Below are 14,423 nucleotides of genomic sequence, written 5' to 3' on the forward strand. Positions count from 1 at the left end.
GACGTGTCACTTCTGCTGATCGGCTCCGCCGGGGTGCTGCTCGCCGCGTTCCTCGGCGGCGCCACCGGGTTCGGCTACGCCCTGGTGTCCGTCCCGTTCCTGCTCTTGGCGGGGCTGCCGCTGGCGGACGTGGTCGTGGTCAACCTCGCGCTGGGGCTGCTGACCCGGGTCGCGGTCCTGTGGCGGTTGCGCGCCGCCCTCGACCGGGGCCGGGTCGGCCTGCTGCTCGGCGGCGGCCTGCCCGGGATCGCGCTCGGCTACGCGCTGGCCCGCGGCGTCGACGGGACGCTGCTGGAGATCGGCGCGGGCTGCGCCATCCTCCTCGGCGCGTCGCTGGCCGCGGTCAGGGAGCTCCGCTCCGGGGCGCCGCGCACGGCCTCGCGGGCGGCGGTGACCGCCGCCGGCGCGGCCGGCGGCGTGCTCGGGGTCACGACCTCGTTGAACGGGCTGGTCCCCGCCCTGGTGCTGCGCGGCGACGGCGCCGGGCCGCGCGGCTACGTCGCCAACCTCGCCGCCTATTTCGTGATCGGCAACGCCATCATGCTGGCGGTGCTGCTCGCCGCGGGCGAGGGCGCCGCGCAGACGCCGCTGTGGACGGCCATGGTCTGGCTGGCCGCCGGGCTGGCGGGCAACGCGCTGGGGGTGCGGGTCCTCGACCGGATCCCGGAACGCCTGTTCCACCGGGTGACGCTGGCGGTGGTCCTGGTCTCCGGGGCCGCCGCCCTGGCCCAGAGCCTCGCCCGGCTGTAGCGCGCGGTCGCACACCGCCGCCACGCGGCCGCCGGCGGCGCACCGGCGTCGGGCGGGCGCTCAGCCCGCGTGCTGGACGGTGCGGCCCGCCTCGGACCCGGCCTCGGCGAGGCGTCCCATCGCGGCCTTGCGGGCGTTCCTGATGTGCGTGCCGATGTGCCGCTTCGCGGCACCGGGGTCGCCGCCGACGATCGCCGTGAAGATCCGCTCGTGCTCGGCGCGGGAGCGCTCCAGCCGCCCGGGGACGGTCAGGGTGGTCTCCATGCCCTCGGCGAGGATCCGTTGCAGGACGCCCAGGGTCTGCTGGAGGAACCGGTTTCCGGCGGCGTCCACGATCGCCATGTGGAACCTGGCGTCGGCGGCGCCGAGTTCGGCGAAGTCGAGGCGGGCGCGGTCGGTCGCGGCGATGTCCTGCATGGACTCGTAGGCGGCCGTGAGTGCTTCGATGCCGTCGGGATCGCGTCGTTCGGCGGCCCACTGGGCCGCGGGGACCTCCAGCACCTCGCGCATCGCGAACAGCTCTTCGAGGGTCATCTGCTGGCGCGCCGTCGCCGAGTAGAGCCGGTCCTGGGGCGCCGGCGCCTCGACGAAGACCCCGACACCGTGCCGGATGGACAGCACGCCGCGGCTCTGGAGGAAGCGCAGGGCCTCGCGCAGTGAGGGCCTGCTGACGCCGAGGGTCGCGGCGAGTTCGCGTTCGGGCGGCAGCCGCTCCCCTGGCTTGAGCCGCCCCTCCTCGATGACGCGAAGCACCTGGTGCTCGATGCGCTCCCGGATGCTCCCGCTCCCCAGATGCTGCCACATGGTCGTGCTCCCTCTCCCTCTGCCCCGCGGACCCCTCTGGTCAGACCATTGTCCACGGGGCGGCGATGTGCTCGACCTTACCGGGCGGGCCGCGCGCTCCCGCCGCGCAACGGCGCGGGGCGGCGGCCGATTCGGCCGTCCGCCCCGCTCATGGTCCTCCCCCGCCTCACAGCAGCCGCGCACGGTCCTCCAGGTCGGCCAGCACCTCGCTGTCGATGTCGACCATGGTCGACCCGTCCAGCGACTCCGGCGGTGTCCGGCGCGATCCGGGCAGCCGCCCGCCCGCGGCGGCGGTGCGCTCGGCCAGCGCGTTCAGGCGCGCCGCCGACCCGCCGGGGTCGGCGGGGTCGCCGACGAGTTCCGGGTCGACCGCGACGACCAGGTGTGAGATCCGCTGCGGTTCGGCGTTGCGCGCGTCGTCGAAGAAGTCCGGGACGTCGGCCGACAGGTACGGGCCGACGAGCCCGGCGGTCAGCGCCTCGACGAGGAACGCCAGCGCGTAGCCCTTCGGCCCGCCGAGCGGCGCCAGCATGCCGCGCAGCGCCGCCATCGGGTCGGTGGTGGGGCGGCCCTCGGCGTCCAGCGCCCACCCCTCGGGCAGCTCCTCGCCCCGCTTCGCCAGCGCCGCCACCTTGCCTCGGGCCACGGCGCTGAGCGCCATGTCGACCACTGCCGGCCGCGGCTCGGTCGGGATGCCCGCGGCGATCGGGGACGTCGACAGCAGGGCGGCGCTGCCGCCCCAGGGCGGCAGCGCCGCCGGCCCGTTGGCGAAGACCAGGCCGACGAGGCCCGCGCGGGCGATGTCGAGCGCGTAGCAGCCCAGTGCGCCGCTGTGGCCGCCGTTGGCGACGCCGACCAGGGCGACGCCGTACCGGCCGGCGCGCTCGACGGCGTACTCCGCGGCCTCGGCGACCTGCCAGTGCCCGATCCCGCCGCCGCCGTCGAGCATCAGGACCGGCCCAGTGTCGCGCACGGCGGTCAGCTCGGCACCGGGCGGGTAGCCGCCCGCCGCGAGCCGGTCGAGGTACACGGGCAGCCGGAACATGCCGTGCGACCCGATGCCCCACGCGTCGGCGAGCGTGATGGCGCGGGCCGTGACGGCGGCGCGCTCCGGCGCGAGCCCGGCGCCGCCGAGCAGGGACTCCGTGAGCCGCCGCGCGCGGTCCAGGGTGATCTTCACGCCGGGCCTCCCGCCGTCGCCGCGGCGACGGCGTTGCGCGCCGCCCCGCCCGCGAGTACCGCGTCGATGTCGGCGCACAGCAGACCGGCGATGCGCTCCTGGGAGTCGGTGGTGATCCCGGCGACGTGCGGGGTGAGGACCACGTTGGCCATGGCCTCCAGGCGCCCCGGCACCGGCGGCTCGGTACTGCGGACGTCCAGCGCGGCGCCCGCCGGCCGTCCTGCCGCGAGGGCGTCGGCCAGCGCGTCCTCGTCGACGACCTCGCCGCGGCCCGCGCTGACCAGGATCGCGTGCTCGCCCATGAGGGCGATGCGCCGCGCGTCGAGCAGGCCCCGGGTGTCCGGTGTCGCCGGGAGGTGCACGCTGAGCACATCGGAGCGCGCGAGGACCCGGTCGAGCGGGTGGAGCTCGCAGCCCAGCTCGGCGAGGCGGGGGTCGGCGGGGTCGAGGTAGGGGTCGTAGGCGATGGCGCGCATGCCGAGTCCGCGCGCCAGGCGCAGGGTGGCGCGCGCGGTGGCGCCGGCCGAGAGGGTGCCCCACACCCCGCCGGCGAGTTCCCGGCCGGGTGTGCGCCGCCACGCGCCGGTGCGCACGGCGCCGTCGAGTTCGACGGTGCGCCGCGCGACGGCCAGGGCGAGGCCGAGGGTGTGCTCGGCGACGCTGACGGCGTTGGCGCCCAGTGCCGCCGCCACGACGACGCCGTGCTCGGCCGCCGCGGCGAGGTCGATGTTGTCCAGTCCGACACCGGCCCGCGCCACCACGCGCAGGTCGGGGGCCGCGGCGAGCAGGTCCCGGGTGACAGGGGTCCGGTTGCGCACGACCAGCGCCCGCGTGCCGCGGACCGCGTCGCGCAGAGCGGCCGGGTCGGACCAGGCGTCGGGCAGGTAGCGGATGTCGCGGCGGGCCGAGAGGGTGTCGAAGGCGGCCCCCCAGACGTCCTCGACGACAGTGACATCGGTGGTCACGTGGTGCACCTCGCTTGCGGGGTCGGGGCAGCGGGGCGGGGCGGCGCACTCCCGCGGCGCGCCCGCACCGCGTGGCACCGCGCCGCCCCGCCGCCGTGTCAGGCGCTCTGGTACAGCCGTGTCAGCACGAACTCCCGGTGCCCCAGGGACTCCGCGCACGTCAGGCGGCCGTTGATGGTGCGGTCGATCGACGCCATCAGGCCGTCGCCGGACTCCGTCAGGGTCATGTCGCGGCGCAGCAGGCCGGCGCAGTCGTAGTCGATGTGCTCGCTCATGGTGCGGACCGTCGAGGGGTTCGCCGACAGCTTCACGACGGGTTCGATGGGGTTGCCGATGACGTTGCCCTGGCCCGTGGGGAACAGGTGCAGCGCGGCACCCGCGGCCGCCATCAGGGTGATGCACTCCGCCGCAGCCGACGAGGTGTCCATGAAGTACAGGCCGGGGCCGTCCGCGGGTGCCTCGGCGGGGCCGAGCGCCCCGACGACGGGCTTGACCCCCGTCTTGGCGATGTTGCCCATCGCCTTCTCCTCGATGGTGGACAGGCCGCCCGCGATGTTGCCCTGGGTCGGCTGGCTGCCGAGCAGGTTGGCGCCGGTGCGCTCGATCATGGCGATGTAATCGTCATAGATCCGCTGGAACCGGGCGCGGACGGTGTCGTTCACGCAGCGTTCGGCGATCAGGTGCTCGCCGCCGGTCAGCTCGCTCGTCTCGCCGAAGAGGACGGTGCCCCCGGCGTCGACCCAGCGGTCGACGGCCTCGGCGGTGGTCGGGCAGGAGCCGAGCCCGCTGGTGGTGTCGGACTCGCCGCACTTGATCGACAGCAGGATCTCGGAGCGGTCGACGGGCACGCGGGCGGCCTCGCTGTCCTCCTGGAGGAAGCGCTGGGCGATGCGGGCGGCGGTCCTGATGGTCGCGAGGTCGCCGTGGCCCTCGATGGAGACGCCCTCGACGCGCTTGCCGGTCTTGGCGATGCCGTCGACCACCCGCGCCGTCCAGTTCGACTCGATGCCGATGACGACGACGCTGCCGACGTTGGGGTTGGCGCCGGTGCCGATCAGGGTGTCGAAGGTGAGGTCGAGGTCGGCGCCGAACTGCAACCGCCCGTAGGCGTGCGGGAGCGCGAGAACGCCCGGCACGACCGCGGCGACCGCCTCGGCGGCGGCGTTGGACAGGTCGTCGACGGGCAGCACCACCGTGTGGTTGCGGATGCCGACCGCCCCGTTCTCCCGCCTGAACCCCGTCAGGCCACGCTGTTCTGCCACCGGGCGCTCCTCACATTGTGGACGTGTACGTGGTCGCCTTCGGCGATGTCGGCGGTCGCGATGGCGACGAGCTGGCTGTACTCCCTGATCTCCGCGCCTTCGGCGATGGCGGACAGCGCCACCTTGTGGCCGAGGGGGATGTCGGCGGTGACGTCGACGTCCACTGCGGTCTCGGCGCGCAGGTAGCCGATGCGGGCGGGACCGGCCGCAACGTCGCGGACCGCGACGGCGACGGAGTCGCCCTCGTCGTGGGCGAGGAAGTCGGGCTGCTGGGTCACTCGCCTACTCCTTTCCATTGAGGTAAGACCTCTTACCCACAACAGTAGCCATGCGCCCAGAAGCGGGTCAATAGCGGACAGAGCACCGCCAGTCACGGCGAGCAGGACCTGCGGGAAAACTCCAGCGTGGTGCTTCGCACCGCCGGGTGCTCCGCAGCCGCGACGGTAGCCAACCCCCTCCACCTGAGGTCACCAGGGCCGTGCCGCACACCCCCATCACCAAAGGTCACCGGAGCCGTGAAAAACACCCTCGCGGCCGTTAGGGCAACGGGACTGGGGACGGGGCGCCGGTCTTCAGCAGCCTTCGGGGACGGCGGCGATGCGGACCAGGCGCTCGGCCGGCGCGCTCATCCGGGTCCGCCCCTGCCAGACCGCTGTGAGCGGCCGGCGCAGGTCGACGCCGCGCACGGCGACCTCGCGCAGCCGCCCGTCGGCGATCTCCCCCGCGACAGCGAGCACGCTCAGCACCGCCGGGGCGCCGCCGCCCGCGACCACGACCTTCACGGCGGCGTTCGACGACAGCTCCAGCGACGGCTCGGCCGGCCCCCTGCCCGTGGCGCGGCCCAGCGCCTGCTCCAGCGTCGTGCGGGTACCCGATCCCGGCTCGCGCATGACCAGCGGGGTCGCCGCCAACTCGGCGGCCTCGACCGGATGGTGGCGGTGGGCCCAGCGGTGCCCCGGCGCGGCGACGACGACGAGCCGGTCGGTGCCGACCCGGGTGGACGACAGGTCGCGGGGCACGTCCAGCGCCTCGATGAAGCCGACGTCCACCGCCGAGTCGCGGAGCAGCGCGGCGACGTCGTCGGAGTTGACCACCCGGAGGTCGACCTCGGCGTCGGCCCCTGCCGCGCGCAGGGCGGCCAGCCACCCCGGCATCAGGTACTCGGCGACCGTCATGCTCGCGGCGACCCGCACCTTGGCCGTTCGCCCCGCGCGCAGCGCCGCGACGCCCTCCAGCAACTCCGTGGCGGAGGCGACCGCCTTCGCGGCCCATCCGGCGACGCCGCGCCCCTGCGGGGTGAGCCGCGAACCGGTGGCACCGCGCACCAGCAGCGGCACACCGAGTTCGCGCTCCAGCGTGTCGAGCCGCCGGCTCGCCGACGCCTGGGTGAGCCCCATGTCCGCCGCCGCCCTGCCGATGCTGCCGTGCTCGGCGACGAGCAGCAGCAGGCGCAGGCTCGCGAGGTCGGGCCAGTGGCGGCGGACTCCGGTCATGCGGTCACTGTATGCCCTCCCGCGGTTTCGCCCTCTACCGCCCCGAATGCACCGCTTCCAGCATGGACGCATGCCTGCTGAGCACCACACATCCGGACCGGCCGCGCCCCCCGCCCCCGCCCCCGTTGCCGCGCACCCGCGTCGGCGGGAGCGGGCCGCCGCCCTGCTGCCCGGTGCGGCGGTCACGGTGCTCGGCACCGGTGCGGCCCTCGCGGTGAACGCGCTCGTCCCCGCGGTGAGCGCCCTGATGGCGGCGCTCCTCGCCGGTGCGCTCCTCGCCAACCTCGGCCTGCTGCGGCCCGCAACGGGCGCCGGGCTGAAGGCGGCGTCGAAGACGCCCATGCGCGCCGGGATCGTCCTGCTCGGGCTGCAACTCTCCCTCTCCGACGTGCTGGGCCTCGGCGCGCCCGTCCTCGCCGCGGTGCTGGTGACGGTCGCCGCGGCGTTCTTCGGCACCGTGCTGGCGGCCCGCCGCCTCGGACTCGGCACCGAGCGCGGCCTGCTGGTCGCCGCGGGGACCAGCATCTGCGGCGCCTCCGCCGTCGCCGCCATGAGCGGCGCGGTGGACGCCGAGGAGGAGGACGTCATGACCGCCGTCGCGCTCGTGACGCTCTTCGGCACCGTGTCCATCGCCGTCCTGCCCATGGTGCACGGCGCGCTGGGCATGGACGCCGCGGTGTTCGGTGCGTGGGCCGGCGCGAGCGTGCACGAGGTGGGCCAGGTCGCCGCGGCGGCGGGCGTGGTCGGCCCGGCCGCGCTGGCGCCGGCCGTCGTCGTGAAGCTGACCAGGGTCGCCCTGCTCGCCCCGATGATGATCGGGGTGAGCCTCTGGCTGCGCCGCAAGGGCGCGGCGGCCCCGGACGGCGCCCGGCCGCCGATCGTCCCGCTGTTCGTCGCCGGATTCCTGGCCGCGGTCGGGATCGGTTCGCTGGGCGTGCTGCCCGCCCCGGTGCTCGACACCGCCGCCTTCCTCCAGACCGTCCTGCTCAGCGCGGGCCTGTTCGCGCTGGGGACCTCGGTGCGGCTGCGCCCGCTCGTCCGGACCGGCGGCCGCAGTCTGGTCCTTGGCGCCGTGGGCACCCTCATCGTGACCGCTGTCGCCTGGGCCGGGATCGCCCTGGCGATGTGACCGGCCCCCGCCGCCCCGGGCGTGCGCCGAGAATGCGACTCTGGACCGCACCGGCCCGGTCGGGCTGCGCTGTCACGGGGCGTCCGCGTCCCGCCCGGCGCCCGCCGGCCGGCCCGAGAAGGAAACTGCGCAGGTGCGGCACCGGCGGTCCCCGCGACCCGCCCGGTTCGGCGCCCGCGCCCCCGACCACGTTGGAGGAAGCGCCATGACGCGGCGTCAGTACACGGTTGCCCTGATCCCGGGCGACGGAATCGGGCAGGAGGTCGTGCCCTCGGCGCGCGCCTGCCTCGACGCGGTCGCCACCAAGCACCACTTCGGGTTGGAATTCGACGAACTGGACTGGGGCTCCGCCCGCTACCGGCGCGACGGCGCCATGATGCCCGAGGACGGGTTCGACCGGCTCGCCGCGTCCGACGCCATCCTGCTGGGCGCCGTCGGCGAGCCCGACATCCCCGACACGGTCACCCTGTGGGGGCTGCTGATCCCCATCCGCCGCACCTTCCACCAGTACGTCAACCTACGGCCGATGCGGCTGCTGCCCGGCGTGACCAGCCCGGTGCGCGGCGGGGAGAACATCGACCTCGCCATCGTGCGGGAGAACGTCGAGGGCGAGTACTCCGAGGTCGGCGGGCGGATGTACCGGGGGCGGCCCGAGGAGTCGGCCGTCCAGGAGTCGGTGTTCACCCGGGTCGGGGTCGAGCGGGTCGCCCGCTACGCCGGCGACCTCGCCGCCCGCCGCCGCGGCTTCGTGACCTCGGCGACCAAGTCCAACGGCATCGTCCACACGATGCCGTTCTGGGACGAGGTCGTCGAGCAGACCCTGGCGGCGTACCCGGATGTCCGGCGGGAGCAGATCCTGATCGACGCGCTCGCCGCCCGGCTGGTGCTCGACCCGAGCCGCTTCGACGTGATCGTCGCCTCCAACCTCTTCGGCGACATCCTCTCCGACCTCACCGCCGCGCTCGCGGGGTCGATCGGCATCGCCCCCAGCGGCAACATCAACCCCGAGCGGGACCACCCCTCGATGTTCGAGCCGGTCCACGGCTCGGCACCCGACATCGCGGGCAAGGGGGTCGCCAACCCGGTCGGGCAGCTGTGGGCGGCGTCGATGATGCTGGAGCACCTGGGCGAGCAGGAGGCGGCGGCCGACCTCCTCGGCTCCGTGGAGGCCGTCATGGCCAAGGGCGTGCTGACCCGCGACCTCGGCGGCGACGCGTCCACCGCGGACGTCACCGCCGCCGTCACCGAGCAGATCGGCGGGTAGTCCCGGCGGGCCGCGCCGCCGCGGGCGCCGGACCCGGTCCCGCGCCCGCGGCGGCACCGGGTCCGGCGCCTCAAATCGGTCCCGGCGCGGTCCCGAATACCCCGATTTCCCTGGTGCGGCACCACTACCGGCTGGTATTCCCGAAGGTAACCGGTTGTCGATCCGATGCCGGACCGTCCTGCCCCGCAGCTCTGGGCACGGTTCGGTCCCACTCCGACGGCACGCGGGGCGGAGTCCGGTCGTACGGAAGATCACGGGGAGTCGCTGTGCGTTGGGTGTGGCGCGCCGAATCGGGCGCGGGCAAGATCGAGTACGGGGCGCTGGTCGTGCTCGCCGCCGTGATCATCGCGGGCCTCCTCGCGTCGGGGCTGCCCACCGACGTCACCCCCGCGGTCTCCAGCGCCACCTGCGAACTGTTCGGCGGGAAGGACTGCGAGCCCAAGGACGAAGCCGGCGCCGGCGCCGACGACCCCTCGGCCGCCCCGTCGCCCGGCGCGCCCGCCCCGGAGGAGGACGACGACGGCGAAGGCCGCGACCAGGACCTGATCGACGCCGAGACCGAGTACAACGAAGCGCAGTGGGAGCTGCACCAGTCGGAGTCCGACTTCGGCAACATCGAAGAGGAGCTGCTCGACCTCCTGGCCGACCTCATCGGGCTCACCGACGCGAAGAAGTGCCTGCTCGAAGGCGACATCGGCGGGTGCCTCTCCACGGCGATCGGCCTCATCGGCCCGCTGAAGCTGATCAAGATCGGGACCAAGATCCCGAAGATGTGGCGGCTTTACGACCGCTTCAAGGGGATGCGCGCGGCGCGCAACGCCGCGAAGGGCCGGGCTTCCCGTGCGAACGGCAAGCTCGACGACGCCATCGCGGCGTGCGGCGGTGTCGCGGCCGGGCCCGGCACCGTGACCGCCGTCCCCGCTGCGGCGCCGGCCCTCGCGCCGAGCGGATCCGGTGCCGCGGTCGCCGTGCCCGCCTCCGGCGGGGGCGGCGGGGCGGCGATCGAGGCGGTGCGCAGCAAGAAGGGCGGCGACGCCTGCAAGTACACCCCGCCCCCCAAGGACCTCAGCGGCTTCCCCGGCGCCAAGCCGGCCAAGCCGAAGACATCAGTGCAGGGCGGCGGCGGCAAGCGCAAGCGGTGGAAGGACGAAAAGGGCAACATCTACGAGTGGGACTCCCAGCACGGGACAGTGGAGAAGTACAACAAGCGGGGCAAGCACCAGGGCGAGTACGACACCGACGGCAACCAGACCAAGCCCGCCAACAAGGACAGGAGCGTGGAGCCGTGACCGATGCGACCGACGGCGGAGGGCCACTGCACCGCGAGATCTCCGGCTTCGACCGCGATAGCGAGGAGCTGGTCTGGTCGGCGGCCGTCGGCGAGGACGTCGTCGCCCTCCTCGCGCTGCTCCTCGACAACGGCCCCGACCTCGACCTCGTGGAGTCCTACGAGCTGGCGGGCGCGGCCCTGGACGCCGCCGCTGCCGCGGCGGGGTTCACACCGCGGCCCGGCGTCGACTACTTCCTGGAGACCCACGCCTGAGCCGCTCCGCGCAGCGGCGCGGGGCGAGCCGGGGCGGCGGCAGGGTGTGGGAATGGGGCGGGACCGGCGCTCGCCAGGGTGTGTGGTGACCCTTTGGGTGGTTGTACCGGTGACAGGAGTACCCGTGACCGAAAGGACGCGACTACGTGCGGTTGGTCGGCGCCGCTCGGAGCGGGCCGACATCGCCGCGATGACCCGTTACAACGAACACACCTGCTGAGTGCGTGGTAGGCGGATAGGCGAACAGACCAGTGACGACCGCTACCTGCTACGAACCGACACTTCGGTGCGCCGGCCCCGCTGTGTCCGGCACGCTACCAGTGCGCCCGGGCGGCGCGCCCGCCCGGTCCGCTCAGTCGAGTTCGACGAGCTCGGTCTTGTTCGCCCGGTTGATGGCCTGCTTCACCCGCTGGGCGAACTCGCCGATGCGGTCGATCTCGTCCCACTGCGCACGGCGGTCGGCGCCGTAGTCGGTGACCTCCACGATGTCGTAGCCCAAGAGGTCCATCTGCTCGACCTTGAGCCCCTTCTCGCTGAACGACTCCCGCTTGCGCTCGATCTTCTGCACCGTCCGGTACCGGATCCAGCCCTCCCCGCTGTCGTACACACCGACGTCGTCGGCGCGCAGCGGCACGGCGCGGGCGGCCTGCTCCAGCTTCGGGATGGTGTCGTCCTTGATGACCAGCAGTTCCGGGATCGACAGCACCCGGGTGGCGCCGTCGAGGTCGACGATCTCGGCGCGCGCCCGCTGGTTGGTGCGCGAGATCCGCAGCGCCAACTGCTGGTCCTCGGCGAGGATGGCGTCGATCCTGGCCCGGCACTCCTCGACCGTGTAGGTGCGGGTCCGCGACTTCTCGGTCCCGGGGTCGGGCCGGTAGGCGCCCTCGCCCTCCAGCGCCTGGGTCCGGTAGCTGTGCCGCTCGGCTCCTGCGAGGTTCAGCCGGTTGATCCAGCTCTGGAGGTCGGCCGAGAGCTTCTTGCGACGGTTGAAGGCGTCGCCCAGGGTCATGTTCACGGGACGGGAACCTAGCAGCACTGCACGGGACGGGAACCTAGCAGGGCTGCACGGGACGGGAAACCGGCGGCAGCCCGCGCACCCCACCAATGGCGGGCGCCTACCATGGGCCCGGGCGGCCGGCCGGGCGGCCGGCCGGGCGCCCGGCCGACGAAGCGAGGGGTGCGGATGTCCGATACCGACGGCGTGGCGCGGGCGCTGGTGGTCATGGCCCACCCCGACGACATCGACTTCGGCTGCGCCGGCACCGTCGCGCAGTGGACCGACTCCGGCACCGACGTCAGCTACCTGCTGGTGACCGATGGCGACGCGGGCGGCGACGACCGCATCGGCACCGGGGTGGAGATGGCCGAGCTGCGCAGGACGGAGCAGCGCAAGGCCGCCGATGTGGTCGGCGTGCACGACGTCCGGTTCCTCGGCTACCCCGACGGCAGGGTGCTGCCGAGCCTGGAGCTCCGCCGCGACATCGCGCGGGTCATCCGCCAGGTCCGCCCGCAGCGCATGGTCATCCCCAGCACCGAACGCGTCTGGGCGCACATCGGGGTGAGCCACCCCGACCACCTCGCCACCGGCGAGGCGTCGATCAACGCCGTGTACCCCGACGCCCGCAACCCGCACGCCCACCCCGAACTCGGCGACGAAGGCCTGCCGGCGTGGACGGTGCCCGAGGTCTGGATCGCGGGCGGCCCGGCCCCCGACCACTTCGTCGACATCACCGCCGGGATCGACCGCAAGATCGCCGCCCTCGCCTGCCACGCCAGCCAGATCCCCGACATCGACGCCTTGGCGGTCCACCTGCGCGAGCATCTCGCGACGATGGCGACGCAGGGCGGCCTGCCCGAGGGCCGGTACGCGGAGTCCTTCCAGGTGATCAACACAGCCTGAGTCGCGCCCGTGCGGCGGCGACGCTCAGCCGCCGCCGCGGGTGCCGTCGGCCGGATCGGCGTCGCGGGTCTCGTCGGCGGCGTCGGTGTCGGTGTCGGTGTCGGTGGCGACCTCGCACCAGACCACCTTGCCGCCGAACTCCGGGTAGTAGTGGCCCCAGTGGCTGCTGATCATGTCGACCAGCAGGATTCCCCTGCCGTCCTCGGCGTCGAACCCGACCTCCTTGCGCACCGGCGGGGCCATGGCGCGGTCCCAGACGTAGATGTGCAGCACGCCGTCCTCGGCGCGCAACTCCATGCCGATGAGGGCGAGCCCGCGCAACTCGGTGTAGCGGAGTGGGCGGTCGGTGTCGTCGCCGGTGGCGGTCACGGCATTGGTGACCAGCTCCGATGCCAGCAGCTCCGCGGCGTCCAGCAGCCCGGGCAGGTCCCATTCCCTGAGGGTGTGGGCGACCTCGCGCCGCGCGCAGCCCACGGCCGTCGATATCGCGGCGTAGCGCGCCATCCGGGTCCACGCCCGCCCACGGTCCATGGTCCCCCCATCGGTCCGTCGACCTGGCCGACCGACGCACGGCGGACATGCCCGCGAATCCGCGTTTGCCCAGATCAACACCGATTCTAACGAGGAGGTCGGCGGTGCTCCGCGCGCAATGCCGACCGCGTCCCACATTCCACGCCCTGCCGGGGCGACTTGCCTCGTGATCATCGGGGTAGCACGCTCGTCTCCGACGCGTTGAGAACGATCCTGGAGGCAGCAATGGACCGACCGCCATCTCCCTACGACTTTCTGCCGGAGGTCCCGTCCTTCCGCGTGGTCAGCGACGACTTCGCCGACGGCCAGGTGCTCCCCACCGCGCAGGTGAGCGGGATCATGGGCGCGGGCGGCGCGGACGTCTCCCCGCACCTCGCGTGGAGCGGGTTCCCCGAGGCGACCCGGAGCTTCGCCGTGACGTGCTTCGACCCCGACGCGCCCACGGCGAGCGGGTTCTGGCACTGGGCGGTGTGCGACATCCCCGCCTCGGTGACGGAGTTGCCCGCCGGTGCGGGCGGCGAGGGCGGCGGCCTGCCCGAGGGCGCCGTGACGCTGCGCAACGACGCCGGCGGCCTGCGCTATGTGGGCGCCGGCCCGCCCGCCGGGCACGGCCCGCACCGCTACATGTTCGCGGTGCACGCCGTGGACGTCGAGTCGCTCGGCGTCGACTCGTCCGGGACCCCGGCGTTCCTCGGTTTCAACCTGTTCTTCCACTCGATCGGCCGGGCCGTGATCGCGCCGGTCTACGAACAGCGGTAAGCCGCGCCGCCATCCGGGGGCGCACATGTATCATGTTCAAAACGGCATTCTTTGAACATCGAAAGAGGTTTAATGAACACCGATCTTGGTCATGGCGCCCCCTCCCCCCTCACCACCGTCGTCTTCGACTACGGCGAGGTCATCTCCCAGCGGCCCGGCGAAACCGCGCGCGACGGCATGGAGCGCATCGCCGGGGTGCCCGCCCCCGAATTCTGGCGCGCCTACTGGGCCGAGCGCCGCGACTACGACGCCGGGATCAGCGAGGCCGAGTACTGGGGCCGGGTCGCCGCGGGCCTCGACCGGACCTTCGACGCCGACACCGTGCGGCGCCTCTCCGCCGCCGACACCGACTCCTGGAGCACACTCTCCCCCGGCGTCACCGACCTGATCGCCCGCCTGGCGGCGCGCGGCGTGCGGCTCGCCCTGCTGTCCAACGCGCCGCACGCCATGGCGGAGTCCCTCCGCCGCTCCACGGCGCTCACCGGGTTCGAGGCCCTGTTCTTCAGCTGCGAACTGGGTCTGTGCAAACCCGACCCCGCGATCTACGAGCAGGTGCTCGGCGCGCTCGGCAGCACACCGGAGCAGATCGCGTTCATCGACGACCGCGAGGACAACATCCTCGCCGCCAAGCGGCTCGGCATCGACGCCCACCACTACGAGGACCCCACGGGGCTGGAGGCGTTCCTCACCGACCGGTTCGGACCCCTGTAGCCGGCCGGTCCATGGACGCACACGCGCGACGCGCTGGTTCGGTTGTCCGCCGATCCGGAACCGGCCATAGCCGACCGCCGCACCCTTCGCCGGTCTACGCTCGGTGTACGGATTTCCCCAGAGCGGAAGGGT

16 protein-coding genes are annotated in these 14,423 nt (G+C 73.7%); 8 read left to right on the top strand and 8 right to left on the bottom strand.

The genetic code is table 11. From position 1 onward, the window contains the following. Positions 1 to 3: 3 nt before the first annotated feature. Positions 4 to 750, top strand: a complete 747-nt coding sequence (locus CLV63_RS00530) for a TSUP family transporter (protein WP_106580834.1) — start codon at positions 4 to 6, stop codon at positions 748 to 750. A gap of 60 nt (positions 751 to 810) precedes the next feature. Here CLV63_RS00530 and CLV63_RS00535 read toward each other — a convergent pair whose 3' ends face one another. The 6 genes from CLV63_RS00535 to CLV63_RS00560 all read right to left on the bottom strand — a co-directional run bounded on the left by CLV63_RS00535 (position 811) and on the right by CLV63_RS00560 (position 6,454). Beyond that, a complete protein-coding gene (locus CLV63_RS00535; RefSeq protein WP_106580835.1) occupies positions 811 to 1,554 on the bottom strand; it encodes a FadR/GntR family transcriptional regulator in 744 nt (247 codons plus the stop codon). Positions 1,555 to 1,720: 166 nt separating this feature from the next. Continuing rightward, a complete protein-coding gene (locus CLV63_RS00540; RefSeq protein ID WP_106580836.1) occupies positions 1,721 to 2,734 on the bottom strand; it encodes an Ldh family oxidoreductase in 1,014 nt (337 codons plus the stop codon). Continuing rightward, complete coding sequence (locus tag CLV63_RS00545; protein ID WP_106580837.1) at positions 2,731 to 3,699, bottom strand: NAD(P)-dependent oxidoreductase; 969 nt, start codon at positions 3,697 to 3,699, stop codon at positions 2,731 to 2,733. Before CLV63_RS00545 ends, CLV63_RS00540 begins: the two co-directional genes overlap by 4 nt. A 98-nt stretch (positions 3,700 to 3,797) precedes the next feature. Then, the gene (locus CLV63_RS00550; RefSeq protein WP_106580838.1) at positions 3,798 to 4,961 is read right to left on the bottom strand and encodes a UxaA family hydrolase; all 1,164 of its coding nucleotides are present in this window, start codon (positions 4,959 to 4,961) and stop codon (positions 3,798 to 3,800) included. Then, positions 4,940 to 5,239 carry an SAF domain-containing protein gene (locus CLV63_RS00555; protein ID WP_106580839.1) on the bottom strand — a complete coding sequence of 100 codons (300 nt, stop codon included), beginning with the start codon at positions 5,237 to 5,239 and terminating at the stop codon, positions 4,940 to 4,942. The genes CLV63_RS00550 and CLV63_RS00555 overlap by 22 nt, the downstream gene beginning before the upstream one ends. Before the next feature lie 294 nt (positions 5,240 to 5,533). Next, complete coding sequence (locus CLV63_RS00560; RefSeq protein WP_106580840.1) at positions 5,534 to 6,454, bottom strand: LysR family transcriptional regulator; 921 nt, start codon at positions 6,452 to 6,454, stop codon at positions 5,534 to 5,536. 70 nt (positions 6,455 to 6,524) lie between these two features. Here CLV63_RS00560 and CLV63_RS00565 point away from each other — a divergent pair, with 70 nt between their 5' ends. From CLV63_RS00565 to CLV63_RS00580, 4 genes are all read left to right on the top strand, one after another. Then, a complete protein-coding gene (locus CLV63_RS00565) occupies positions 6,525 to 7,583 on the top strand; it encodes a YeiH family protein (RefSeq protein WP_245928493.1) in 1,059 nt (352 codons plus the stop codon). A 205-nt stretch (positions 7,584 to 7,788) separates the two neighbouring features. Continuing rightward, positions 7,789 to 8,847 carry a tartrate dehydrogenase gene (locus tag CLV63_RS00570; protein ID WP_106580841.1) on the top strand — a complete coding sequence of 353 codons (1,059 nt, stop codon included), beginning with the start codon at positions 7,789 to 7,791 and terminating at the stop codon, positions 8,845 to 8,847. A 266-nt stretch (positions 8,848 to 9,113) separates the two neighbouring features. Continuing rightward, positions 9,114 to 10,136, top strand: coding sequence for a colicin E3/pyocin S6 family cytotoxin (locus CLV63_RS33955; RefSeq protein ID WP_211301084.1), 1,023 nt, complete (start codon positions 9,114 to 9,116; stop codon positions 10,134 to 10,136). Next, positions 10,133 to 10,390 carry a hypothetical protein gene (locus CLV63_RS00580; RefSeq protein WP_245928495.1) on the top strand — a complete coding sequence of 86 codons (258 nt, stop codon included), beginning with the start codon at positions 10,133 to 10,135 and terminating at the stop codon, positions 10,388 to 10,390. Before CLV63_RS33955 ends, CLV63_RS00580 begins: the two co-directional genes overlap by 4 nt. A 352-nt stretch (positions 10,391 to 10,742) precedes the next feature. On the opposite strand, the gene CLV63_RS00585 is transcribed toward CLV63_RS00580, so the two are convergent. Beyond that, a complete protein-coding gene (locus tag CLV63_RS00585) occupies positions 10,743 to 11,399 on the bottom strand; it encodes a hypothetical protein (protein ID WP_245928531.1) in 657 nt (218 codons plus the stop codon). 174 nt (positions 11,400 to 11,573) lie between these two features. Here CLV63_RS00585 and CLV63_RS00590 point away from each other — a divergent pair, with 174 nt between their 5' ends. After that, the gene (locus tag CLV63_RS00590; protein ID WP_211301085.1) at positions 11,574 to 12,290 is read left to right on the top strand and encodes a PIG-L deacetylase family protein; all 717 of its coding nucleotides are present in this window, start codon (positions 11,574 to 11,576) and stop codon (positions 12,288 to 12,290) included. Between the two features lie 24 nt (positions 12,291 to 12,314). Here CLV63_RS00590 and CLV63_RS00595 read toward each other — a convergent pair whose 3' ends face one another. Next, positions 12,315 to 12,821 carry an ATP-binding protein gene (locus tag CLV63_RS00595; protein WP_146165492.1) on the bottom strand — a complete coding sequence of 169 codons (507 nt, stop codon included), beginning with the start codon at positions 12,819 to 12,821 and terminating at the stop codon, positions 12,315 to 12,317. A 225-nt stretch (positions 12,822 to 13,046) separates the two neighbouring features. Here CLV63_RS00595 and CLV63_RS00600 point away from each other — a divergent pair, with 225 nt between their 5' ends. Together CLV63_RS00600 and CLV63_RS00605 are read left to right on the top strand one after the other, a co-directional pair. Continuing rightward, positions 13,047 to 13,580 (top strand): YbhB/YbcL family Raf kinase inhibitor-like protein, encoded by a 534-nt coding sequence (locus CLV63_RS00600; protein ID WP_106580845.1) that lies wholly within the window; start codon positions 13,047 to 13,049, stop codon positions 13,578 to 13,580. A gap of 72 nt (positions 13,581 to 13,652) precedes the next feature. Beyond that, complete coding sequence (locus CLV63_RS00605) at positions 13,653 to 14,291, top strand: HAD family hydrolase (protein ID WP_106580846.1); 639 nt, start codon at positions 13,653 to 13,655, stop codon at positions 14,289 to 14,291. The last annotated feature ends 132 nt before the right edge of the window (positions 14,292 to 14,423 follow it).

It is taken from the genome of Murinocardiopsis flavida, from assembly GCF_003014485.1.
Classification (GTDB): Bacteria; Actinomycetota; Actinomycetes; order Streptosporangiales; family Streptosporangiaceae; genus Murinocardiopsis; species Murinocardiopsis flavida.